The organism is Streptomyces sp. MUM 2J, from assembly GCF_022414535.1.
Lineage (GTDB): Bacteria > Actinomycetota > Actinomycetes > Streptomycetales > Streptomycetaceae > Streptomyces.
Genome location: NZ_JADWYM010000004.1, coordinates 35,919 through 57,448, shown reverse-complemented (window position 1 = coordinate 57,448; position 21,530 = coordinate 35,919). Strand labels below are relative to the sequence as shown.

Annotated in this window: 22 protein-coding genes, 1 pseudogene and 1 riboswitch; of the genes and pseudogenes, 12 read left to right on the top strand and 11 right to left on the bottom strand. The window is 74.4% G+C overall.

The annotated features are described in order from the left end of the window. Nucleotides 1–106 precede the first annotated feature (106 nt). A riboswitch (cobalamin riboswitch) is annotated at nucleotides 107–257 on the bottom strand. A 376-nt stretch (nucleotides 258–633) separates the two neighbouring features. Continuing rightward, nucleotides 634–855: a hypothetical protein gene (locus I3F54_RS05275; RefSeq protein ID WP_240117419.1), complete on the bottom strand. Its 222-nt coding sequence runs from the start codon at nucleotides 853–855 to the stop codon at nucleotides 634–636. A 42-nt stretch (nucleotides 856–897) separates the two neighbouring features. After that, entirely contained in the window at nucleotides 898–2,145 is a 1,248-nt protein-coding gene (locus tag I3F54_RS05270; RefSeq protein WP_240117418.1) for an inorganic phosphate transporter, read from the bottom strand. Between the two features lie 439 nt (nucleotides 2,146–2,584). On the opposite strand from I3F54_RS05270, the gene I3F54_RS05265 reads away from it, so the two are divergent. The 6 genes from I3F54_RS05265 to I3F54_RS05240 all read left to right on the top strand — a co-directional run bounded on the left by I3F54_RS05265 (nucleotide 2,585) and on the right by I3F54_RS05240 (nucleotide 9,610). Further along, on the top strand, nucleotides 2,585–3,340 hold the full coding sequence (locus I3F54_RS05265; RefSeq protein ID WP_240117417.1) for a class II aldolase/adducin family protein: 756 nt from the start codon (nucleotides 2,585–2,587) through the stop codon (nucleotides 3,338–3,340). Nucleotides 3,341–3,404: 64 nt separating this feature from the next. After that, nucleotides 3,405–4,535: an alpha/beta hydrolase gene (locus tag I3F54_RS05260; RefSeq protein WP_240117416.1), complete on the top strand. Its 1,131-nt coding sequence runs from the start codon at nucleotides 3,405–3,407 to the stop codon at nucleotides 4,533–4,535. Between the two features lie 228 nt (nucleotides 4,536–4,763). Beyond that, on the top strand, nucleotides 4,764–6,290 hold the full coding sequence (locus I3F54_RS05255; protein WP_374205860.1) for a hypothetical protein: 1,527 nt from the start codon (nucleotides 4,764–4,766) through the stop codon (nucleotides 6,288–6,290). Between the two features lie 210 nt (nucleotides 6,291–6,500). Further along, nucleotides 6,501–8,099 carry an ABC-F family ATP-binding cassette domain-containing protein gene (locus I3F54_RS05250; protein WP_240117414.1) on the top strand — a complete coding sequence of 533 codons (1,599 nt, stop codon included), beginning with the start codon at nucleotides 6,501–6,503 and terminating at the stop codon, nucleotides 8,097–8,099. A gap of 335 nt (nucleotides 8,100–8,434) precedes the next feature. Then, a complete protein-coding gene (locus tag I3F54_RS05245) occupies nucleotides 8,435–8,656 on the top strand; it encodes a helix-turn-helix domain-containing protein (protein WP_190220789.1) in 222 nt (73 codons plus the stop codon). A gap of 138 nt (nucleotides 8,657–8,794) precedes the next feature. Continuing rightward, complete coding sequence (locus tag I3F54_RS05240) at nucleotides 8,795–9,610, top strand: enoyl-CoA hydratase/isomerase family protein (RefSeq protein ID WP_240117413.1); 816 nt, start codon at nucleotides 8,795–8,797, stop codon at nucleotides 9,608–9,610. A gap of 235 nt (nucleotides 9,611–9,845) precedes the next feature. Here the strand turns inward: I3F54_RS05240 and I3F54_RS05235 are convergent, their stop codons facing one another. Further along, nucleotides 9,846–10,553 (bottom strand): nucleopolyhedrovirus P10 family protein, encoded by a 708-nt coding sequence (locus I3F54_RS05235; protein WP_240117412.1) that lies wholly within the window; start codon nucleotides 10,551–10,553, stop codon nucleotides 9,846–9,848. Nucleotides 10,554–10,659: 106 nt separating this feature from the next. Here I3F54_RS05235 and I3F54_RS05230 point away from each other — a divergent pair, with 106 nt between their 5' ends. From I3F54_RS05230 to amaP, 5 genes are read left to right on the top strand one after another with little or no spacing between them, the layout of a single operon-like run. Next, nucleotides 10,660–11,157 (top strand): Asp23/Gls24 family envelope stress response protein, encoded by a 498-nt coding sequence (locus I3F54_RS05230; RefSeq protein ID WP_240117411.1) that lies wholly within the window; start codon nucleotides 10,660–10,662, stop codon nucleotides 11,155–11,157. Between the two features lie 56 nt (nucleotides 11,158–11,213). Next, complete coding sequence (locus tag I3F54_RS05225; protein ID WP_240117410.1) at nucleotides 11,214–11,405, top strand: hypothetical protein; 192 nt, start codon at nucleotides 11,214–11,216, stop codon at nucleotides 11,403–11,405. Next, nucleotides 11,402–11,785, top strand: coding sequence for an Asp23/Gls24 family envelope stress response protein (locus I3F54_RS05220; RefSeq protein ID WP_240117409.1), 384 nt, complete (start codon nucleotides 11,402–11,404; stop codon nucleotides 11,783–11,785). Before I3F54_RS05225 ends, I3F54_RS05220 begins: the two co-directional genes overlap by 4 nt. Beyond that, nucleotides 11,782–12,483, top strand: a complete 702-nt coding sequence (locus tag I3F54_RS05215) for a DUF6286 domain-containing protein (RefSeq protein ID WP_240117408.1) — start codon at nucleotides 11,782–11,784, stop codon at nucleotides 12,481–12,483. The genes I3F54_RS05220 and I3F54_RS05215 overlap by 4 nt, the downstream gene beginning before the upstream one ends. Next, a complete protein-coding gene (gene amaP / locus I3F54_RS05210) occupies nucleotides 12,480–13,067 on the top strand; it encodes an alkaline shock response membrane anchor protein AmaP (RefSeq protein ID WP_240117407.1) in 588 nt (195 codons plus the stop codon). The genes I3F54_RS05215 and amaP overlap by 4 nt, the downstream gene beginning before the upstream one ends. A 29-nt stretch (nucleotides 13,068–13,096) precedes the next feature. On the opposite strand, the gene I3F54_RS05205 is transcribed toward amaP, so the two are convergent. The 5 genes and pseudogenes from I3F54_RS05205 to I3F54_RS05185 form a co-directional block, all read right to left on the bottom strand. After that, nucleotides 13,097–13,852 (bottom strand): SDR family oxidoreductase, encoded by a 756-nt coding sequence (locus I3F54_RS05205; protein WP_240117406.1) that lies wholly within the window; start codon nucleotides 13,850–13,852, stop codon nucleotides 13,097–13,099. A gap of 4 nt (nucleotides 13,853–13,856) precedes the next feature. Continuing rightward, a pseudogene (locus tag I3F54_RS05200) lies at nucleotides 13,857–14,144 on the bottom strand (glycoside hydrolase family 15 protein); the annotation flags it as partial. A 2-nt stretch (nucleotides 14,145–14,146) separates the two neighbouring features. Further along, nucleotides 14,147–14,941, bottom strand: coding sequence for an SURF1 family protein (locus I3F54_RS05195; RefSeq protein WP_240117405.1), 795 nt, complete (start codon nucleotides 14,939–14,941; stop codon nucleotides 14,147–14,149). Between the two features lie 64 nt (nucleotides 14,942–15,005). Continuing rightward, complete coding sequence (locus I3F54_RS05190) at nucleotides 15,006–15,239, bottom strand: hypothetical protein (RefSeq protein ID WP_240117404.1); 234 nt, start codon at nucleotides 15,237–15,239, stop codon at nucleotides 15,006–15,008. A 101-nt stretch (nucleotides 15,240–15,340) separates the two neighbouring features. Then, entirely contained in the window at nucleotides 15,341–16,321 is a 981-nt protein-coding gene (locus I3F54_RS05185; RefSeq protein ID WP_240117403.1) for a DEDDh family exonuclease, read from the bottom strand. A gap of 185 nt (nucleotides 16,322–16,506) precedes the next feature. Here I3F54_RS05185 and I3F54_RS05180 point away from each other — a divergent pair, with 185 nt between their 5' ends. Further along, nucleotides 16,507–17,217 (top strand): VIT family protein, encoded by a 711-nt coding sequence (locus tag I3F54_RS05180; RefSeq protein WP_240117402.1) that lies wholly within the window; start codon nucleotides 16,507–16,509, stop codon nucleotides 17,215–17,217. A 215-nt stretch (nucleotides 17,218–17,432) separates the two neighbouring features. On the opposite strand, the gene I3F54_RS05175 is transcribed toward I3F54_RS05180, so the two are convergent. The 3 genes from I3F54_RS05175 to I3F54_RS05165 all read right to left on the bottom strand — a co-directional run bounded on the left by I3F54_RS05175 (nucleotide 17,433) and on the right by I3F54_RS05165 (nucleotide 21,511). Next, the gene (locus I3F54_RS05175; RefSeq protein WP_240117401.1) at nucleotides 17,433–18,440 is read right to left on the bottom strand and encodes a CopD family protein; all 1,008 of its coding nucleotides are present in this window, start codon (nucleotides 18,438–18,440) and stop codon (nucleotides 17,433–17,435) included. A 100-nt stretch (nucleotides 18,441–18,540) separates the two neighbouring features. Then, nucleotides 18,541–19,935, bottom strand: a complete 1,395-nt coding sequence (locus I3F54_RS05170; protein WP_240117400.1) for a CoA transferase — start codon at nucleotides 19,933–19,935, stop codon at nucleotides 18,541–18,543. Nucleotides 19,936–19,978: 43 nt separating this feature from the next. Beyond that, nucleotides 19,979–21,511, bottom strand: coding sequence for a S8 family serine peptidase (locus I3F54_RS05165; RefSeq protein WP_240117399.1), 1,533 nt, complete (start codon nucleotides 21,509–21,511; stop codon nucleotides 19,979–19,981). Between the last annotated feature and the right edge of the window lie 19 nt (nucleotides 21,512–21,530).

Here is a 21,530-nt window from a genome sequence, read left to right as displayed (position 1 = left end):
GGCTCAGCCGGCCGCGGGGCACGGGGCAGGGGTGAGCCTGGTACGGGACCTCGATCGGCAGCCGAGCATGGCGATATGTGTCCTCACTCAGGGTGTCCGCGCCCTGGTTCGACGAGACCGGCGGTGAGAGTTCCTGGCTCCCGGGGTTCTCACCCCGGTGACAGTGGCGGGACCGCGCCGGATTCGCACCGGCTTCCTCTCCTGCCGCCGTACATGGCCCCGGAAGTCCACCACGGCCTCCGAAGGGCCGTCAACTTGCCGTTGACCTGCGCGGGGGGAGTGTGCAGAAGCCCACACCCCGGTGCGGTGAGCGCCCCGCGCGCGGGGGCGCGCCGCCCGCGCGCCGGGCGCCCGTCCGGGCAGGACGAACCGGGACGACCTGGGCCACCGGCGGTGGCCGGGGGCGCCGAGGGCCGGCGACGGGGTGGCTGCTCCGGTGCGGCGGCCGACCGTGGCAGTCGCGTCAACGGGCCCCGTGCCCTGCCCGGTTCGCACCGGACGGCGCCAAGGCCCGTGGGGGTGCGCCGTAGGGGGCGGACAACGACGTCCGCCCTGCCCGGCCCACCGGTGAGGCGGGCCCGACAGGGCGGACGGAGGGGCCGTACGGGAGGTCGGGCGAAGCGGCCCGGCCGGTCAGGCCACGATCAGATGGATGCCGTACGCCACGGCCGTCGCGCAGGCCGCGAAGCACAGGTAGGCGCCGGTGGCCGCCAGGGCCGCCGAGCCGCCCCGGGCCGTGGCCCGTTCGCGGAGGGAGAGCCCCACGACGCCGAGGGTGAACACGGCCACGAGGGCCACGGTCACCACGAGGCTGACGCCGAACACGGAACCGAGTGCCGCCCAGTCGATCTTCATGCTGCTGCTTCCTTGAGTGGTGGAGTGCCTGGGTGGGCGCGGTCAGACCGCGGCCGGCGGAGCCGACGGGGCGGACTCTGCCGTCGCAGGCGGGGCGGGGACGGTGGCCGACAGGTCCTCGATCACCGGCACGGACGCCGGGGGCGGGGTCACGGCGGCGATGGCGGTGGTCACCACGCCGACCGGCTCCTCGGCGTCGTTGACGTTGCTGTGGTTGACGACCTCGCGGCGCGAGAGCTTCCAGATCGCGGCGCTGGAGCCGACGAGGAAGACGGCGACCACGGCCGTGCCCCAGTCACCCAGCCCGGTGACCTTCTCGGCGAGTGCGCCGACCAGGGCGGCGGCCGGAAGGGTCAGCGCCCAGGCCACGACCATGCGGGTCGCGGTCGACCAGCGCACCACACCGCCCTTGCGGCCCAGGCCCGCACCCATCACCGAGCCGGAGACGACGTGCGTGGTGGACAGCGAGAAACCGAGGTGGGAGGAGGCCAGGATGGCCGTGGCGGCGCTGGTCTGGGCGGCGAAGCCCTGCTGCGGCGCCAGTTCGGTGAGGCCCTTGCCCATGGTGCGGATGATGCGCCAGCCGCCGATGTAGGTGCCGAGCGCGATGGCCAGGCCGGCGGAGAGGATCACCCAGGTGGGAGGGTCGGAGTCGGGGGCGATGGAGCCGCCGGCGACCAGGGCGAGGGTGATGATGCCCATCGTCTTCTGGGCGTCGTTGGTGCCGTGGGCGAGGGAGACCAGGCCGGCGGAGGCGATCTGGCCGGCGCGGTAGCCCTTCTCGGCCGCCTTGCCCTCGGCCTTCTTGCCCACGACGTACGACAGGCGGGTCGCGAACAGGGCGGCGAGGCCCGCCACGATCGGCGCGGCGACCGCCGGCAGGAGCACCTTGGTGACGAGCACACCGTTGTGGACGGCGCCGAAGCCGGCCGAGGCGACGGTGGCGCCGATGAGGCCGCCCATCAGGGCGTGCGAGGAGCTGGAGGGCAGGCCCACCAGCCAGGTCAGCAGGTTCCAGAGGATCGCGCCGACCAGGGCGGCGAAGATGACCTCGGGACGGATGCCGGTCTCGTCGACGAGACCCTTGGAGATCGTGTTGGCGACCTCGACGGAGAGAAATGCGCCGACAAGGTTCAGTACGGCGGACATGACCACCGCGACCTTGGGCTTGAGAGCACCGGTGGAGATGGTCGTGGCCATCGCGTTGGCGGTGTCGTGGAAACCGTTCGTGAAATCGAACGCGAGAGCGGTGATCACCACTATCGCGAGGATCAGCGAGAAGCTTTCCATTTACCCAGGCAATCGTTCGAAGTCATTGGCCGGACGAACGTAGGTAACCTGGGTGAACGGAAGGTGAACTGAGGCAGGACTCGCGGTGTCCCGAGAGGGGGTCGAGGGTCCGCTCGGGAGCGGCGACCCAGGCGCCGCACGGCCGAGCGCCGGGGGCGGGCCTGCGCGGCGCGTCGCCGGGGGTCCCGAAGAGATCCTTGTCACTCCACCCGGCGTCCCTGTCGTACCGCTGGGAACGCCCCGTCCTTCCGGCCGTCGCCTGACTGGTGCACCGGAGTGCGCCGGACAGCGCCGGGGTGTTCCGCGACGCGCGGTGGGCGGCCCGGGCGGGGCCGGCGCACCCCGGCGCGCGCCTCCCGGTGGCCCGTGACGGGGGCCGGCGGAACCGGAGTGCCTCGGTCCGGCGGCGCACGGCGGACCGGGCTGGAAGGATCGCGGCATGGCAGAGCAGCAGCGGGGCGCGCAGGACGCCGCGGCGGGCGCACGGCACACGGGGCAGCGTGCGCGCGGGAGTACGGAGGGCGGACGCGCGCCGTGGGCGAGCGGCGCGCGCGCGGCGGAGGCGCGCGCCTGGGAGGCGCTCGTCGCCACCGCGCGGCGCACCGTCACCGACGGGCTGGTCGTCGGCACCTCCGGCAACGTCTCCGTACGCGTCGGTGACGTGGTGCTGGTCACGCCGTCGGGCGTGCCCTACGACCGGCTCACCCCGGACGACCTCACCGGGGTCGACCTCGACGGCCGTCAGGTGCGCGGCGCGCTCGCCCCCACCAGCGAGCTGCCCCTGCACCTCGCCCTCCACCGCCGGACCGAGGCCCGCGCCGTCGTGCACACCCACGCCGTGCACGCGACCGCCGTCTCCCTGCTCGTGCCGGAACTGCCGCTCGTGCACTACATGGCGGCCGCCCTCGGCGGTCCCGTCCGGGTCGCGCCGTACGCCACCTACGGCACCCCGGAACTGGCCGAGGCCATGCTGCAGGCGCTCACCGGCCGCACCGCCTGCCTCCTCCAGAACCACGGCACCGTCGCCCACGGCGCCACACTGGACCAGGCCTACGACCGCACGGCCCAGCTGGAGTGGATGTGCCGGCTGTGGCTGACGGCCTCCTCGGTCCCCGGCCGCACACCCCACCTGCTGGCGCCGGAGGACCTCGCGGCGGCGGCCGAGAAACTGCGGGGATACGGGCAGCGCGGGTGAGGGGGCGTCACCCCGGGCCGGCTCTCCACTGGCCGGAGGCCGGACGGGCCACGACACTGGATCCGTGCGCACTGCCACAGCGACGGCCGCCGCTGCCGTCACCGCCGTGATGGGTGCCGGGGCCGCCGCCGTGGTCGCCGGCCGGCTCGCCAGCGACGCCGCGCTCAGGGCGTCCCCCGGACGGCCGCTGCCCACCGAGCCCCGGCTCACCGTGCACGCCGCGGGGGCCGACCGGATCACCCTCACCCGGGACCTGGCCTCCCTGCGGCCCGGCACCTACGGCCTCGAAGGGGACGACGCCCACGCGATCGTCGGCCGGGTGCTCACGGACGCCGGTCACCCGGCCGACACCGTGGTGCGCCGCCTCGACCGCGTGACCCACGGCACCCTCGCCCCCGGCGACCGGGTGCGGCTCACGCCCACGCTGCACGTCGGCGACCCGCGGACCGCCCTCGGTCTGGACCACGCCGACGTCGAGGTCCCCGGCGAACTCGGCCCGTTGCCCGCCTGGTTCGTGCCGGGCGCCCGGGACACCTGGGTCATCGCCGTGCACGGCCTGGGCACCACGCGGGAACAGGCCATGAACCTCATGCCGTCCCTGCACCGGCTGCGCCTGCCGGTGCTCGCCCTCGCCTACCGCGGGGACCTCGGCGCGCCCCGCTCCCCGGACGGCCTGAACCACCTCGGCGACAGCGAGTGGCGCGACCTGGACGCGGCGATCCGGTACGCCGAGCGCCACGACGCCCGCCGCGTGGTCCTGCTCGGCTGGTCCACCGGTGCCACCATGGCGCTGCGCGCCGCCGCGCACTCCGGCCTGCGGAACAGGATCTCCGGGCTCGTCCTGGACTCCCCGGTGCTCAGCTGGGAGGCGACGCTGCGCGCCCTGGCCGCGGCCCGGCACACCCCCGGACCGCTCCTCCCGCTCGCGGTCCGTGCCGCGCAGGGCCGCACCGGACTGCACGCCGACCGTACCGACGAGGCCGCCGACCCCGGCCGGCTCTCTGTGCCGACCCTGATCGTCCACGGGCCCGGCGACACCGTGGCCCCCTGGGGCTACTCCCGCCGCCTCGCGGCCCGCCGCCCCGATCTGGTCACCTTGCGCGTCGTCCCGCACGCCCCGCACTCCGCCATGTGGAACGAGGACCCGGCCGGCTACGAGGAGGGCCTGCGCCGCTTCCTGACCCCGCTGATGTGACGACCCCGCGACGGCCGCTCGGGACCCGTGGCCACACCCGGATCCAAGCCGGTCAACCTCATTCCGCTTACGTCCCCGCCCGGCCTCCCTCACCGGTTCGGGCCATGCTCGGGCCACTGGCCGGTTCCCGCCTCCCGGATCCTTCCGGACCGTCTCCGTTGGCCATCCCCGTCGCCCCCCGTGACGTTCCGTTTGGGTTTTCGGACCGTCAACCGGAAGACTGCACCTGTGACGTCCCGTATCCCGCGCGACTCCAGGCTTCGACTCGTCCGCCCGCGACCCCTGGCCGCCGTCCCGAGAGCAGTGAACCAGCGGCCCCCGCGCCGCCGCGCGCCCCGCCCGCCCGAGGGCACGCCGGCTCCCGCGGAACTGGCCGGAATGGCACGCTCCGGACTGGCCGGCGCGGTCCGCGTCGCCCGCTGGGCCGACACCGCCCTCGGCCCGGGCCGGAACGGCGCCACCGCCGACGGCAAGGCCACCCTCTCCGACGCGACCGCAGAACGGGCGGCCGAGCAAATCGGGCTGACCACCTCTCAGGTCCGCGCCGACTGGGACACCGCCCGCCTGGCCGGCCTCGTCGAGGTGCACGGCGACAGCGCCCGCCCCGGTTGGCGGCTGCGCGCCTGGGACCGCGACGACAGCGCCGTGCTGCGCGGCTGGGTCGCCCTCTTCGACGCCTGGTCGCTCGCCCACCCGGAACCCGCCGACCGCGAGCCCGCCGCCGTCGCCGAGGTCGTCTCGGCCATGCCGCAGGTGCTTTCCTTTCTCCAGCTGTCCGCCGGACCCGTCCCCGTCGAGCAACTCCTGGACCTGCTGCACCAGCGGGTGACCGAACTGCGCACCGAGCGCTGCGAGGTCCCCTACGACTCCCCGCCCGGCCCGGCGGCCCCGGCCGCCCTCGCCGCGGCCGCCGGGCCCGGGGCAACCGTGCCCGGCGCCGCGGACCGGGAGCCCGTGCCCGAGACCGCGCTGCCGGCCCCGGCGGCCACCCCCCTGCCCGTCGCCGTCGCCGACGTGGCGGAGGGCACGGCCGGTGCCGGGCTGGCGCCGCTGCTGGACTGGGCGCTGGGCGCGCTCGCCGCCGTCGGCGCCCTGACCTACGGCGACGGACAGGCCACGCTCACGCCACTCGGCAGCTGGGCGGTCTGGGTCAAGCTGGAGCAGATCTGCGTCGCCGCGCAGAGCCCCGCAGGCAACATCGAGCAGTCGGCCGAGGACATGCTGCGCGGCTGCGCCCAGCTGCGTCCGAACGCGGCCCGGGCCGAGTACCGCGCCTGGCTCGCCGCCCGCCCCGTCGGCAGCGCGGTCACCGAACTCCTCGACGCCGCCCGCGGCGACGACGCCCTGCTGCGCGGCCTCGCCTTCGAGGCGCTCCGCGTCGTCGGCGCCCCCGCCGAGCCCGACGTGCACGCCGCCGTCGGCGAGCCCCCCCTGCGGCCGTACGCCCTGCTGTGGCTCGCCGAGCACGACGGCGTCGACCCCGAGGACGCCCACGAGGTCCTCACCCGGGAGGAGGCCACCTGGCTGTGGGTCGACACCGCCGCGGCCGTCGCCGACCACGGCGAGGCGCCGATGCTGGTGCGCCACCTGGAGTCCGCGCTCCAGCCCACCGTCCCGGCGCTGCTGAACGAGGTGCGCGCCGTCGGTCACCCCCGGACCGTGCAGGTGCTGGTCGCGCTCGCCGCGGCACACCCGGACCCGGCGCTGGCCAAGGCCGTGCGGCGCGCGGCCTTCCAGGTGCACACGGGAGGGTGAGTCAGGCGGGTGTCCCCGGGACGTACGTCCCGGGGCACGCGGGGCGCCGGCGCCCACCCGAACGGAGGAGACGAACCGAACACAGGTACGCGGGAAAACCGGTTGCACCGCCCCGTTAGACTGGCCGCATGGCCATTCTCCTCGCGCACTAGACGGCGGGAACGTCCTCAGCCGCCCACCCGCCACCCCTCATCGCCCTGGAGTCTGTCCGTGATCTCCGCCTCCGGTATCGAGCTGCGCGCCGGTGCCCGCATCCTCATCGAGAACGCCTCCTTCCGCGTCGCCAAGGGCGACCGCATCGGTCTGGTCGGCCGCAACGGCGCCGGCAAGACCACGCTGACCAAGTGCCTCGCGGGTGAGGGCATCCCCGCCGCCGGCGCCATCACCCGGTCCGGTGAGGTCGGCTACCTCCCGCAGGACCCGCGCACCGGCGACCTCGACGTCCTCGCCCGCGACCGCATCCTGTCCGCCCGCGGCCTCGACGTGCTGATCCGCAAGATGCGTGAGAACGAGCAGCGCATCGCCACCGGCCAGGGCAGCACCCGGGAGAAGGCGCTCAGGCAGTACGAGCGCCAGGAGACGGAGTTCCTCACCAAGGGCGGGTACGCGGCCGAGGCCGAGGCCGCCACCATCGCCGCCGCGCTCAACCTGCCCGACCGGGTGCTCGGCCAGCCGCTGCACACCCTCTCCGGCGGTCAGCGGCGCCGGATCGAACTCGCCCGCATCCTTTTCTCCGACGCGGACACACTGCTGCTGGACGAGCCGACCAACCACCTCGACGCCGATTCGATCATCTGGCTGCGTGACTACCTCAAGACCTACCGCGGCGGCTTCGTCGTGATCTCCCACGACGTCGACCTGGTGGAGACGGTCGTCAACAAGGTCTTCTACCTGGACGCCAACCGCGCCGCGATCGACATCTACAACATGGGCTGGAAGCTGTACCAGCAGCAGCGCGAGGCCGACGAGAAGCGCCGCAGGCGCGAGCGTGCCAACGCCGAGAAGAAGGCCGCCGCGCTCAACGCCCAGGCCGACAAGATGCGGGCGAAGGCCACCAAGACGGTTGCCGCGCAGAACATGGCCCGCCGCGCGGAGCGGCTCCTCGCCGGTCTCGACGAGGTCCGTCAGCAGGACAAGGTGGCCCGGCTCCGCTTCCCCGAGCCCGCGCCCTGCGGCAAGACCCCGCTGACCGCGGAGGGCCTGTCGAAGTCGTACGGCTCCCTGGAGATCTTCACCGACGTCGACCTGGCCGTCGACAAGGGCTCGCGGGTCGTCATCCTCGGCCTCAACGGCGCCGGCAAGACGACCCTGCTCCGGCTCCTCGCGGGGGTCGAGCAGCCCGACACCGGCGCGGTGATCCCCGGCCACGGCTTCAAGGCCGGCTACTACGCGCAGGAGCACGAGACCCTGGATCCGGACCGGACGGTCCTGGAGAACATGCGCTCCGCCGCCCCCGACATGGACCTCGTCGAGGTGCGCAAGGTGCTCGGCTCGTTCCTGTTCTCCGGCGACGACGTCGACAAGCCGGCGGGCGTCCTCTCCGGCGGCGAGAAGACCCGCCTCGCGCTGGCCACGCTGGTGGTCTCCTCGGCGAACGTACTGCTGCTGGACGAGCCGACCAACAACCTCGACCCGGCCAGCCGCGAGGAGATCCTCGGTGCGCTGCGCACCTACAAGGGTGCCGTCGTCCTGGTGACCCACGACGAGGGCGCCGTCGAGGCGCTGCAGCCGGAGCGGATCATCCTGCTGCCGGACGGTGTCGAGGACCTGTGGGGTGCGGACTACGCGGATCTCGTCGCCCTGGCTTGATCGAATGAGTGATCCACTGTGTATGGATCATTCGGCCCATCTGTGATCCATCATCTGTGTGAGATCTCCTCGTACCAAGGTGTGTCCTGCACGCACTATGCGGCCGGGTTCCCCGCTTCCGGGGGCCCGGCCGTCGTACTGCTCTGACCTGCCACTTCGCGGAAGCCCCCGTTCAGCGGTGCGCACACCAGTGTCAGGAATCACAGGTTCCGATTGTGGGGATGCGCTCCTGTCGTCAAATCCCTCTCGCACGGACCTTGCCGAATGGGTGGCCATCGGGCCCCGGAGGGGTGATCATGAGGAGACCAGAGCGCACTTCCCATGAGGAGGCACGGGTGGCCGAGACTCTGAAGAAGGGCAGCCGGGTGACCGGCGCCGCGCGCGACAAGCTCGCGGCAGACCTGAAGAAGAAGTACGACGCCGGTGCGAGCATCCGGGCGTTGGCCGAGGAGACCGGCCGCTCGTATGGCTTTGTGCACCGCATGCTCAGTGAGTCGGGTGTCACGCTCCGAGGGCGTGGCGGGGCGACGCGGGGCAAGAAGGCCCAGACGGCCTGATTCCCCGGGCGGCCCATCGGCCTCGATGGTGGCCACCCGGCCGGTCTCCCCCCATGGACGGGGGGCTGGGGTTCACCCAGCTCGGCCGGGTGGTTACTGTGCAGTCACTTAGCTGACCGCACCCACCGGAGGCATGCCATGGCTTCGTCCGCCCAGCCCGACACGGAACACCTCGTTCCCCTGCTCGACAAGGACGGCGTACGGCTCACCGTCGACGACGCCATCGCCACGGTGACGCTGACCAACCCGGCCAAGCGCAACGCGCAGAGCCCCGCCATGTGGCGGGCGCTCGTCGAGGCCGGGCAGCTGCTGCCGGGCTCCGTCCGCGTCGCCGTGCTGCGCGGCGAGGGCATGTCCTTCTCCGCGGGCCTGGACCGGCAGATGTTCACGCCCGAGGGGATCGAGGGCGAGCCGTCGTTCATCGACCTCGCACGCAGCAGCGACGCCCACCTGGACGCGGCGATCGCCTCCTTCCAGGAGGCCTTCACATGGTGGCGGCGGAGCGACCTCGTCTCCATCGCCGCCGTACAGGGACATGCCATCGGGGCGGGCTTCCAGCTCGCCCTCGCCTGCGACCTGCGCGTCGTCGCCGACGATGTGCAGTTCGCCATGCGCGAGACCAGCCTCGGGCTCGTTCCGGACCTCACCGGTACGCACCCGTTGGTCGGCCTCGTCGGATACGCCCGCGCGCTGGAGATCTGCGCCACCGGGCGGTTCGTCACGGCCGAGGAGGCGGTCGCCTCCGGCCTGGCCAACCTCGCCGTGCCCACCGACGAACTCGGCGGCGCGGTCGCGGACCTCGCCGCCGCCCTGCTGGCCGCACCGCGGGACGCCGTGATCGAGACCAAGGCCCTCCTCCGCGACGCCGCGGGGCGCACCTACGACGAGCAGCGCGCCGCCGAGCGCCAGGCGCAGGCCCGGCGCCTGCGCGACCTGGCCGGCCTCGGCGAGTGATCCGCCCCTGAGGCCCGCCACCGCTCCGGTGCTGCGCGGGCGCCTCGTCGGCCAACGGATCCCACCCGGGCGGAGCCGTGGCCGACGGGGTGCCGCCGGCCTGTGCCGCGGTGTGAGGACCGGTGCCGGGAGGGCGGGTGCAGGCCCGTAGGGGCCGCAGGGGTGCGGGACCGTCGCGCTCGTCACCGGACGGGCGGACGCGCGGGGCGCGGGACGTCCGGGGCCGGGGACGCGGTCAGCCGACCGCCGTCACCAGCACGGCCACGATCGGGTGATCCTCCCAGGCCGCGGACACCGCCGCGCGGGCCTCCCGTGCCACCTCCACGGCCCGGTGGCCCGCGCCCACGGCGATCTCCACCCGGACGTACCTCCTCGGCAGCGTGTCCGGCCGGGCCTCCTCCTGCACGTGCACCGCGTGCCCCAGCACACCGGTCAGCGCCGCCACGCCCGCGACGGACCGGGCCGCCCGGGCGGCGCGCGCCTCGTCGGGCCCGGTGCTCTCCGCGGCCGGCTCCGGCGGGGGCACCCGCACCGTCTCCGGTGCGGGCTCCTCCTCCAGCAGTGCCGTCACCCGCAGATCCACCTCCGTGACCTCCAGACCGAGGTCCCGCGCCGCTCGCCCCAGCGCCGCGCGCAGGCGGCCCGTGGCCACGGGCAGCGGCTCGGCCGCCGTCGCCGACAGCTCCGCGGACACCCGCAGGGCGCCGGGCGGCAGCGCGCTCGGAGGGGGTGGCACGACGGGCACCGCCGCCCCCTCCGGGTCGGCGAGCGCGATGCGCAGCCCGCCCAGCCGCACTCCCGGCACGTCGGCGGCGGCGCGCCGCAGCACCGCCCCGGCCGCCCGCTCCGCGATCCACGAGCCGTCCCGCGGACCGCCCAGAGGCACCAGCCTGCCCAGCGCCAGCCGGTGCCGTATGTGCTGTGTCCACTGCTGTGCCGTCATTGCTCCAGCCTGCCGCATGTCCGAGGCGCGATCGGGCAACCGCCCTTACGGTGGTCGGAGGAACACCACATGGTCGAAGGACGACGACCGAAAGGGACGTACGGCGATGACCGACACGACGGCCGGGGGCAGGACCAGGAACCCCGAGAAGGACAGCGACGGGCCGGAGACTGCCGGGACGCGCAGGACCCAGGCCACGCGGCGCGGCGGCGGAGATCCCGCCGGCCGTGGACGGACCACCATCGCCGACGGCGTGGTGGAGAAGATCGCCGGAATGGCCGCACGGGACGTGGTCGGTGTGCACGCCATGGGCAGCGGCCTGTCCCGCACCTTCGGCGCCGTCCGCGACCGCGTCCCCGGCGGTTCCAAGGCCGTCACCCGGGGCGTGAAGGTCGAGGTCGGCGAGGTCCAGACCGCTCTCGACCTGGAGATCGTCGTCGACTACGGGGTGTCGATCTCCGACGTGGCGCGGGCCGTGCGGGAGAACGTGATCGCGGCTGTGGAGCGGATGACGGGCCTGGAGGTCGTCGAGGTCAACATCGCCGTGAGCGACGTGAAGCTCCCGGACGAGGAGGACGAGGAGCCGGAGTCCCGGCTCCAGTGACACGCGGGCCCGCGCACGGACGTACGGACACACGGACGGACTGAGGGGAGCGCACCATGAGGATGGCCGCGGTCGGCTTGATCGCCGGGATGGCGCTGGGCTTCGCCGGGTACTTCGGTGGTTTCGGCGCCTTCCTGCTGGTGGCGGCCCTGGGCGCCGTCGGGTTCGTCGTCGGCCGGTTCCTGGAGGGCGATCTGGAGGCCGGAGAGTTCTTCCGCACCCGCACGCGTGACGACCGGCGGCGGTGACGGCCGTGACCACAGGAGCCACCGAGCTCCGAAGCGCACCGGCCACCCCGCCGCCCGCAGAGCGCGGCGCCACACGGATCGCCGACCGGGTCGTCGCGAAGATCGCCGCGCAGGCGGCCCGGGAGGCGGCCGGCGCCCTGCCGGGCGAGGCCCGCCGCCCGCACGCCACCGTCGTCGTGCACCACCACGCGGCCCGCATCCGCGTCCACCTCGAACTCGGCTACCCCACGGACATCGGCGCCCGTTGCCGTGCCGTGCGTCGCCATGTGACGGAGCGGGTAGGCGCGTTGGTGGGCATGGAGGTCCCGGAGGTCGCCGTCCAGGTCGAACGCCTGCACCTGGCCGCGGCCTACGGCGAGGCACAGGGGAGGACGCGATGAGCGAGCCCCGCGACGAGGGCGAGCGCGAGGGCACCACACAGCGGCTGCCGGTCCTGGAGGAGGGCGGCGGGCCCGACCCGTCCTCCGACGCCCCCGGCCGCGCCCTCCGCCCGCCGGCGGGCCCGGCGGCCCCGCCCCAGGGCGGAGGGCGCGGCCGGCGTGGCCGATTCTGGTCCGCCCGCCGCGTTCCCGCGGCGATCGTCGCCCTGCTCGTCCTCGCCGTCGCCGGCGTCTTCCTCTACGACATCGCCTCCGTCCGCGCCGGCCGGCCCGCCATGCAGTGGCGCCGCACCCTTGCCGACCAACTGGCGCAGCGCCCCCTCGACGACACCTGGGTGCTGCTCGGCGCGGGTGTCGTCGCCGCGCTCGGTCTGTGGCTGATCGTGCTGGCCGCCACACCCGGCCTGCGCGACGTGCTGCCGATGCGGCGCACCCACCCGGACGTACGCGCCGGACTGCACCGCGCCGCCGCCGAGCTGGTCCTGCGCGACCGGGCCATGGAGGTGGCCGGCGTGCAGTCGGTACGGGTCCGGATGAGCCGCACCCGGGCCGACGTACAGGTGAGGTCGCACTTCCGAGACCTGGACGAGGTACGCGCCGACCTGGACCTGGTGCTCGGCGACGCGGTCGGCGGCCTGGGGCTCGTTCGCCCACCGCGGCTGTCGGTGCGCGTCCGGCGGCCCGGGCGGAAGGGGTGAGCGCAGTGCTGAGGACCGTCAACCGGGTGCTGACCGGCTTCGTGGGTCTGGTCCTGCTCGTGCTGGGCGGCTCGGTGCTCGCCGTCGGGCTCGGCGCGCCGCCGCCGTCGTGGTGGATCCACGACGGACGCGACGACGTCCTGCTCAGCCAGGCCGAGCGGAGCCGCTGGCAGGACGAGGGCTGGTGGTGGCCCACGGTCCTGGCGGTGCTCGCCGTGCTCGTCGTGCTCGCCCTGTGGTGGCTGACCGCGGTGCTGCGCCGTCGCCGACTCGCCGAGGTCCTCGTCGACACCGGCGACGGGGCGGGTGCCCTGGTGCGCGGCCGGGCACTGGAGTCCGTCCTCACCGCTGAGGCGAACGCCATGGACGGCGTGGAACGGGCGCACGTCCACCTCACCGGCCGCCGCATCGCCCCCGGGACCCGGGTGCGGCTCCTGCTGGAACCGCACGTGGACCCCGGGACTGCGTTGAGCGAACTCACGAGCCGGGCCCTGGCCCACGCCCGCGACTCGGCGGGCCTCGCGTCACTGCCCGCCGAGGTGCGCCTGCGCGCCGCCAAGCACCGCGCCGAAAGGGTCAGTTGACCCCGTCCGCGTCCGGGCGGCGGTCCGGTTCAGAAACCGTGCCGGGCCCCGCCGTCCACCGGGACCATGATGCCCGTCAGATAGGAGGCGGCCGGCGACAGCAGGAAGGCCGCCGTCCGGCCGAACTCCGCGGGCGTGCCGTAGCGCCGCATCGGGATCTGCGCCTCGTTGGCCGCCCGCGTCGCCTCCGGGTCCGCCGACAGCCCGTCCAGCTCGCGGACCCGGTCGGTGTCGATGCGGGCGGGCAGCAGCCCCACCACCCGGATGCCCCGGGGCCCCAGCTCGTCGGAGAGCGACTTGGCGAATCCGGCGAGTCCGGGGCGCAGCCCGTTGGAGACGGTCAGGCCCGGGATCGGCTCGTGCACCGAGCCCGACAGTACGAACCCGATGACGCCGCCCGCCTCCAGCTCGGCCGCGGCCGTGCGGGCGAGCCGCACCGCACCGAGGAACACCGACTCGAACGCGTGCTGCCACTGCTCGTCGGTGTTGTCGGCGACGAAGCCCGGCGGCGGACCCCCCACGCTGATGAGGATGCCGTCGAAGCCACCGAAGTGCTCCCGCGCCGCGGCGACGAGCCGCGCCGGCGCCTCGGGGTCGGCGTTGTCGACGGCGACCCCGACCGCGTCCGGACCCAGTTCGGCCGCCGCGTCGGCGGTCCGCTTCCCGTCCCGCCCGGTGAGGACCACCTTCGCCCCGTCGGCGACCAGCTCACGCGCCACGGCGTTGCCGAGTCCTCGCGTGGCGCCGGTGACCACGTACACCCGGTCCTTCAGTCCAAGATCCATGGCCCTATCCTGCCTGCTCCTCCCGGAAGAGGGCGAGGGCCGTGTTGACCAGGCCGATGTGACTGGAGGCCGGCGGGAAGTCCCCCGGGTGCCGTCCGGCCTCGGGGCCGTACTCCTCGGACAGCGGGCCCACGTCGTCGGCGAGGCCGCCGGCCGCTCGAACAGCTGCCTGGCCTCCTTGGTGCGGCCGGTGGCGTCGAGTGCGTCGGCGAGCGGGCCAGAAGGAGCACACCAGGAAGACGCCCTCGCCGCCGGGCAGCCCGTCCACGGCCGTGCCGTCGGTGCCGTAGCGGCTCAGACCGCTGCCGCTGCCGACTCCTGTGCCGGTCGTTTCGCCGCCGCCTCGCGGCGCTCCCGCGCCTCACGGCGGGCCAGGACGATCCAGCCCACGGGCACACCCGCGGCGAACAGCCACCACTGGATGGCGTACGCGTAGTTCAGCGGGGCGTTCTCCATGCCCGGCTTGCCGATCAGCTCCGGCGTGCCGCCCTTCGGCTCCGGCGCGGTCAGCACGACGTACCCGCCGAGCACCGGGCCGCCGAGGCGCCGCGCCTGCTGCCCGCTGTCGATCAGCATGACCTGCCGGTCCGGCAGGTCCTTGATGTCCTTGATGCCGCTCGCCTCGGTCGTCTCGTCCGGCATCAGCCGCCCGGTGACGGTCACCTCGCCGCGGGGCGGGGCGGGGACCTCGGGGAACGCTGTCTGGCTCGGGCCGTCGGCGGGGATCCAGCCGCGGTCGACCAGCACCACCCTGCCGTCCGCCAGGACGAACGGGGTGAGGACGTGGAACCCTACCTTGTCGTCGGCGTTGACGCGCCGCCGCACCACCACCTCGTGCGCGGTGTCGAAGCGCCCCTCGGCGGACACGGTGCGATACCGCTGGAGCCGGGTCACGGCATGCCCCGGGGACGTCAGCGACTCCACGGGCACCGGGTCGGCCTTCAGCGCGTCGGAGACGAGCTGGTTGCGGGCGCTGCGCTCGTCGTAGCGGTGCATCTGCCAGATGCCCAGCCTGATCATCGTGGGGATGAGCAGCAGGGCGACCAGCGTGAGGATCACCCACTGCCGGGACAACAGGAAGCGGTACACCCCACGACCGTACCTCCCGGCCGCGGGGTGTCCTCAGGGGGGTGGAGGAAGGGGGCCGGGCGGATCAGACCCGGTCGACGATGCCCGCCTCCCCTTCCGCGCGGGCGCAGTGGGCACCGCAGTACCAGTGGCCGTCGACATCGACGCCCTGGCCGATGATCTGGACCCGGCAGTGCTCGCAGATGGGGGCCATGCGGTGGATCGCACAGGAGAAGCAGTCGAAGACGTGGACCGCTCCCTGGGCGTGCACCTCGAAAGTCATTCCATAGTCATTGCCGCAAACTTCGCATCTCGCCATGGGCCACAGGGTGGGCCGTCGGCGGGAGCGGGGCGAGGCGGCGCCGGGCGAGTCGCGTCGCGTTCACCCGTCCGTACGGGTCCGGGTCCGGGCGCCGGTGCTCACCCGTCCGCGGGTTCCACGTCCCTCAGCAACTGTCCGAACGCCGCCTCGTCGAGCACCGGCGTACCGTACTGCCGCGCCTTGACCGCCTTCGACGTGCCCGAATCGGGGTCGTTCGTCACCAGCAGGCTGGTCAGCCGGGACAGGCTGGTGGAGACGTGCAGTCCCGCCTCGGTCGCGCGGTCCTCCAGCAGCTCCCGGTCGATCGAGGTGTCCCCGGAGAACGCCACGCGCATGCCCTGCTTGAGCCGCCCGCCCTCCGCGTACCGTCCCGGGTTCGGGTGGGGGCAGGCCGGCCGCTTCCGGGCCGGGCGCCAACCACTCCCGCCGCGGGCGCCCGCCTGCCGGCCGATGAGCGGCGCGGGCCGGTCGTGCCACTCCGTCAGCGGCCGGCACTCGTGCAGCGGCAGCCGTACGCCGCCGGCTGCGGCGGCCCGCAGGCTGGGGCGGAACGCCTCCGCCAGCACGCGCGCGTCGTCCAGGGCGTGGTGCGCTTGCCGCTGCACCACGCCGAAGTGCGCGGCGAGGGTCTCCAGCTTGTGGTTGGACAGCGGCAGCGCCAGCGCCTTGGACAGCGCGATCGTGCACAGCCGCTGTCTGACCGGCGCCTCCCGGTTGGCCCGCGCGTACTCCCGGGCGATCATCTGCCAGTCGAAGACGGCGTTGTGCGCGACGAGCACCCGCCCTTCCAGCCGGCGCGCGAACTCCCCGGCGATGTCACCGAAGAGGGGTGACCCCTCCAGGGCCTCGCTCGTCAGGCCGTGGATCCACACCGGGCCCGGGTCCCGCTCCGGGTTGACCGTCGTGTACCAGTGGTCCTCGACCTCGCCGCGCGCGTCCAGCCGGTACACGGCCGCGGAGATGATCCGGTCGTCCCTCGCCAGGCCGGTGGTCTCCACGTCAACGACCGCGTATCCCGGGGGATACGCGGTCGGCCACTGGGTGGGGGAGGACACTGCGGTCGTGCGGTCTTCGAGCATGGTCCCTGAGGATACGGGCCGGGGCCGACAGCCCGGGCCGCGCGTCCGGCATGTCCGGCTGCCGCAAGGGCGCCGCCGCACAGGGGACTTCGCCCGGAGTGTCCCCATTGGTCTGCTTGTTTGGTCCGCTAGCGGAGGGGCGTCGCTGCGGGACGCGCCCGTCGCGTGGTGCCATGCTCGGTTCCGTGACGGAACCCACGCATGACGAGGCGCACGGCGCTGCGCTGGGCAGCCGGCTGAACTGGCTGCGTGCCGCGGTCCTCGGCGCCAATGACGGCATCGTGTCCACCGCGGGCCTGGTCGTCGGTGTCGCCGGCGCGACGGACGACCGCTCGGCGCTGCTGACGGCGGGGCTGGCCGGACTGCTGGCCGGGTCGATGTCGATGGCGGCCGGCGAGTACGTTTCGGTGTCGACGCAGCGCGACTCGGAGAAGGCCGCCCTGGCCCTGGAGACGCGGGAGTTGCACGAGCAGCCGGACGCGGAACTGGTCGAACTCACCCAACTCCTGGAGGACCGCGGCCTGTCCAGGGAGGTGGCCGTGGAGGCGGCCCGGCAGCTGACCGAACGCGACGCGCTCAGGGCGCACGCGCGCGTGGAGCTCGGCATCGACCCCGACGCGCTGACGAACCCCTGGCACGCCGCCTGGGCGAGCTTCCTCGCCTTCACCGTGGGCGCCCTGCTGCCGCTGCTGGCCATCGTGCTGCCTCCCGCGGACTGGCGGCTGCCGGTCACCGTCCTCTCCGTGCTGGCCACGCTCGTCCTCACCGGCTGGAGCAGCGCCCGGCTCGGCGCGGCCCGACCCGGCCGGGCGGTGCTGCGCAACGTCGGAGGCGGCGCCCTGGCGATGGGGGTGACGTACGCGGTCGGGAGCCTTCTGAGCGCGGCGGGGGTGTGACGCGCCGGTTCACGCTCCCTTCCCTTCCGTGCGCCCCTCCGCGCGCGGCGCGCGCCTGCCCCCGCGTACCGTGAAGGCGCCCGGCGATCCCGGGCACAGGTGCGACCCCGAAACGCACGAGAAGGATCCCCGCCATGCGCGCCACGACGCGACGACCAGGTCGTGCCGGAGGCACCGGGCCTCCGCTGTCCGGCACGTCGCCGGGTGCCGGGCCGTCACCACCGGATGGGCAACGGGAGCGCCGTGAGCAGCCCCGACACGGTCACCGCCAGGCCCAGCAGGACGACTTCGGCGCGGGCGGGGGAGCAGGCGGTCAGCGGGTCGGCCGCGCGGGCCAGCCGCATCCGCGCCCACAGGGCCAGCAGGGCGGCGACGGCCACGAGCAGCACCTTCGCCAGCAGGGCGCGCCCGTACGCAGTCGTGGTCAGCTGGTCCAGGATCGTGTCCGCGGGCATGCGGCGCAGCGAACTGAACACCCCGCTCGCGGTGATCGCGGCGAGGAGGACGACCGCCACGCGCGCGTACCTGCCGAGCAGCGCCGTTCCCGCCGCACCGCCGCGCCACCGACCGATCGTGCGCAGCACGCACAGCAGCCCGCCCACCCACAGGGCGGCGCACGTCAGATGCACCAGTGTCAGCGCGGAGCCGACCGGCGGGCTGTGCTCGGTCACCGGGTGGGCGCGCAGCGCCTCCGCCACGACGACCGCCGTCAGCGGCCACACCTGCCGGCCGGGCCGGCCCGACACGGCGCACAGCCCCGCCAGCAGGAACGCGTTGACCTCCAGGAGCGCCAGCTTGCCGTCGCGGGTGGAGTACAGGCCGCCCACGTCGATCTGGCCGAGGCCGTGCGGCACCAGATTGCCGGTCGCCACCACCGAGGCGAGCCCCAGCGCGGCGGCGAATCCGGCGCCCGCCGCGTACGCCGCCCAGCTCCGCGGCCGTTCGCCGGGCGCTTCGGGCACCCGCCGGGCCAGCCGCGCCACGAACAGCTCGCCCACCGGGACGCACAGCGCCGCGAACAGCACCGTCCGCAGCAGGGCGATGCCGGCCGTGCCCGGGGCGGGCGCCTCGCCGGTGTCGTGCAGCGCGGCGGACGGGCCCAGCAGCGGGACCAGCGTGCCCAGTGTCACCACGACCAGGACGGCGACGGCCCGGCCCGTGCCGCGGAGTCGTGCGGAGCCGCCGTCGCCGGCCGCTTCGGCAGTCGGTCGTATCAACGTCACCCCACGATCCTCACCAAACGCCACGGAGGCGGGCAAGTTCACGGAGGCAACCGGCCCAAGCGCATGTCGCCCGGGGGTACGTTCCCGCCCGCCGCGTCACTCAGGACCAACGTGCCGCGTCGGCTCCCCAGGGCCCGGGCGGGCGCGTCCAGCCGGTGGGACCCTGCGCGAAGGAGACCGGCGGGAGCGCGTGGCGCAGCCGGCCGAGTGGGCTGTCGGTCTCCGTGAGCCAGCGGTCCGGCCCGTCGTACTCCTCCGCTCCCCGGGGACCGGGCCCGGAGCCGTCGGTCAGCCAGGCCGCCGTGCGCGCGAGCGACAGCCGGACCAGGCGCGTGCCGCCCTCGGAGGACTGCTCTGTGAGCGCGCGCAGTACCGCCGCCGCCAGCAGGTACCCCGTCCCGTGATCCAGGGCCTGCGCGGGCAGCGCGCCGGGCCGGCCGGTGGTGCCGCCCTCGGTCGCCGCGATGCCGGTGGCCGCTTGCACCAGACTGTCGAAGCCCCTGCGGTGGGCCCACGGACCGGCGGATCCCCATGCCGACAGCTGTGCCACCACCAGGCCCGGGCGGCGCTCCGTCAGCGCCTCGGGCGCGAGGCCGAACCGGTCCAGCGCGCCCGGCCGGTAGCCGGTGACGACCACGTCGGCGGCGGCGAGCAGATCCTCCAGCCGTGCCCGGTCGGTGGCCAGGTCCAGGAGCGCCGACCGCTTCCCGAAACCGGTGTCGGCCTGCTGGCCGGGGAGTTCGGGCAGCTGCGGCGCGTCCAGGCGCAGCACGTCGGCGCCCAGCAGGGCGAGCGTGCGGGTGGCGACCGGGCCGGCGATGACCCGGGTGAGGTCCAGGACGCGCAGCCCGGCGGCGGGCAGCAGGGGCGTTCCGCCGAGCGGTTCGGGCACGCGCGCGGGCGCGGTGTCCGGTCGTACCCGTTCCACCAGCGGGACGTCGGCCAGTGCGCCCGCCTGGTCGTGAGCCGCCCACGCCCCGGGCGTGCGCACGGCGACGGCCAGGCCCCCGGCCGCGTACACGGCCTCCTCGGCCTGGAGGGCCGGCCGTTCGGCGAGCGCCGCCCCCACGGCGGACACGGTGTCCGTGCCGTCCGGGGTGTCCGCGTCGTCCGGGAGGCCGAGTGCGCTGAGCAGCCGCGCCCGGTGGTGCGGATAGTTGGCATGGGTGCGCACCCAGCCGTCGGCCGTGCGCCAGAAGCGCGACAGCGGCGCGAACGCAACCGGCGCGCGCCCGTCGACCAGCAGGTGCCGTTCGCCGGTGAACGCGGTGGCCACCGCACCGTCGTCCACCCGTACCGCGGGTACCTCGGTGAGCCCGGCCCGGCGCGCCGCCAGCTCGGCGGCGGCCAGGGCGCAGGCGCCGACGCACGCGCGGGCCAGCTCCCGCACGGGAAGGCGCGCCGCCAGCGCGCCCTCCCGCACCACGGTGGACATCCGCGCGAGGAGGGCGGGATCGCCGCCCAGCGCGGACCAAGCGAACTCGATGTCGGTCATGACAGCACTATGCAGTATTGACCGAATCAAGATGAGAGGTGGCTCACCTGGTCACGGCATCCAGAGCGTCGACCGTTCCCCAGCCGTAGAAGCCGTTGTGGTTCCGCGAACCCTCGCACACCGCGTCGACCTTCCCGTCGGCGTCGATGTCGTACGGGTCCGTGCACGGCGTGGCGTCGGCCTCCAGGTACAGCAGGGCCTTCACCAGCGCGGGGGAGGCGTGCGGATGCGTCGACTTGATCAGCGCGGCCACACCCGCGACGTGCGGTGCCGCCATCGACGTACCCGCCATGTAGCCCCACGTGCCGCCGGGCAGCGTGCCCAGGATCAGGCCGCTGGTGGCCGGCGGGGCCGGGGTCTGGTAACGGGTCGCGTCGCCGCCCGGTGCGGCTATGTCGATCACCCCCAGGCCGTAGTTGGAGAACGACGACTTGATGCCCTTCGCGCCGGTCGCCGCGACCGTCACGACACCCGGCAGCTGGGTCGGCATGTCGAAGCACCTCCCCGGATCGATCACCCGGTCCGACGGCGTGGCGTCGTTGGGCGAGACCGGGTCGGTGATCTCGTCGGCCGCCAGGTCGTAGGCCTCGTTGCCGGCCGCCGCGACGTTGACCGTGCCCTTGCGCTCCGCGTACAGCGAGGCCCGGGTCACGGCCTGGAGCAGCGCCTTCTGGTCCGGGTCGTCGGCGCAGTTGAAGTACCACGGGTCGGTGTAGTAGCTGTTGTTGGTGACGTCGACGTCGTGCTCGGCCGCCCACACGAACCCGCAGACCACGGCCTCCGTGTAGAAGTAGCCGTCCGGGTTGGCCACCTTGATGCCGGCGACCTTCACGCCCGGCGCCACACCGGTCATGCCGATCCCGTTCCGGGCGGCGGCGATCTCCCCCGCGACGTGGGTGCCGTGCGGGCTCTCGCCGGCGTTCGGCCGCCAGGCGCCGTCGGTGGTGTCCGGCTTGCCCGACACGCAGTTGACGGAAGCGCCGCGGTCGAAGTTCGGCGCGATGTCGGGATGGGTGTCGTCCACGCCGGTGTCGATCACGGCAACCGTGACGTCCGGGCTGCCGAGGCTCTTCTCGTGGGCCTTGTCCGCCTTGATGGCCGGCAGGTCCCACTGCAGCGGTTCCAGCGGGTCCTGGCCGCCGGCCGCCTGCGCGCCGGCGACCTCCTCGGCGCTGAGGACCTGCGGGGCACCCGTGTCCGTGGTGGACTGCGCGGGCAGCGGTGCGTGACGCGTGGCCCCCGCCGACCAGACGCCGGGCACCTTGCGCAGTGTCCGGGCGAACCCGGCCTCGGCCGAGTGGACGACGATCACGCCGATCCGGTCGTACGACGTCAGGATCGTGCCGCCGGCCGCGGCGATCGCCTTCTTCACGCGCGCCGAAGGGCCGTGACCGGGACGGACGTTGACCACGTAGCTGAGCGTCGCGGCGGTGCTTCCGGCCGCCGTCTGCGCCGACGGGCCGGTCAGGGGCGCCGCAAAGGCCGTTGCGTTCGGCAGGAACGCGAGAGTGGTCGCCAGGGCCATCCCCACGGGGAGGGCCAGTGCACGGCGGTGGCGCGGATGGGGCGCTGTCATGGTGTCGGTGCCTCCAGTT

Coding starts and splice junctions, on each gene's coding strand:
- I3F54_RS05205 (WP_240117406.1), bottom strand. CDS start 13,852: ATGGATCTTGGACTGAAGGACCGGGTGTACGTGGTCACCGGCGCCACG.
- I3F54_RS05215 (WP_240117408.1), top strand. CDS start 11,782: ATGAGCGAGCCCCGCGACGAGGGCGAGCGCGAGGGCACCACACAGCGG.
- I3F54_RS05185 (WP_240117403.1), bottom strand. CDS start 16,321: ATGCTCGAAGACCGCACGACCGCAGTGTCCTCCCCCACCCAGTGGCCG.
- I3F54_RS05275 (WP_240117419.1), bottom strand. CDS start 855: ATGAAGATCGACTGGGCGGCACTCGGTTCCGTGTTCGGCGTCAGCCTC.
- I3F54_RS05270 (WP_240117418.1), bottom strand. CDS start 2,145: ATGGAAAGCTTCTCGCTGATCCTCGCGATAGTGGTGATCACCGCTCTC.
- I3F54_RS05265 (WP_240117417.1), top strand. CDS start 2,585: ATGGCAGAGCAGCAGCGGGGCGCGCAGGACGCCGCGGCGGGCGCACGG.
- I3F54_RS05225 (WP_240117410.1), top strand. CDS start 11,214: ATGAGGATGGCCGCGGTCGGCTTGATCGCCGGGATGGCGCTGGGCTTC.
- I3F54_RS05165 (WP_240117399.1), bottom strand. CDS start 21,511: ATGACAGCGCCCCATCCGCGCCACCGCCGTGCACTGGCCCTCCCCGTG.
- I3F54_RS05170 (WP_240117400.1), bottom strand. CDS start 19,935: ATGACCGACATCGAGTTCGCTTGGTCCGCGCTGGGCGGCGATCCCGCC.
- I3F54_RS05230 (WP_240117411.1), top strand. CDS start 10,660: ATGACCGACACGACGGCCGGGGGCAGGACCAGGAACCCCGAGAAGGAC.
- I3F54_RS05235 (WP_240117412.1), bottom strand. CDS start 10,553: ATGACGGCACAGCAGTGGACACAGCACATACGGCACCGGCTGGCGCTG.
- I3F54_RS05190 (WP_240117404.1), bottom strand. CDS start 15,239: ATGGCGAGATGCGAAGTTTGCGGCAATGACTATGGAATGACTTTCGAG.
- I3F54_RS05240 (WP_240117413.1), top strand. CDS start 8,795: ATGGCTTCGTCCGCCCAGCCCGACACGGAACACCTCGTTCCCCTGCTC.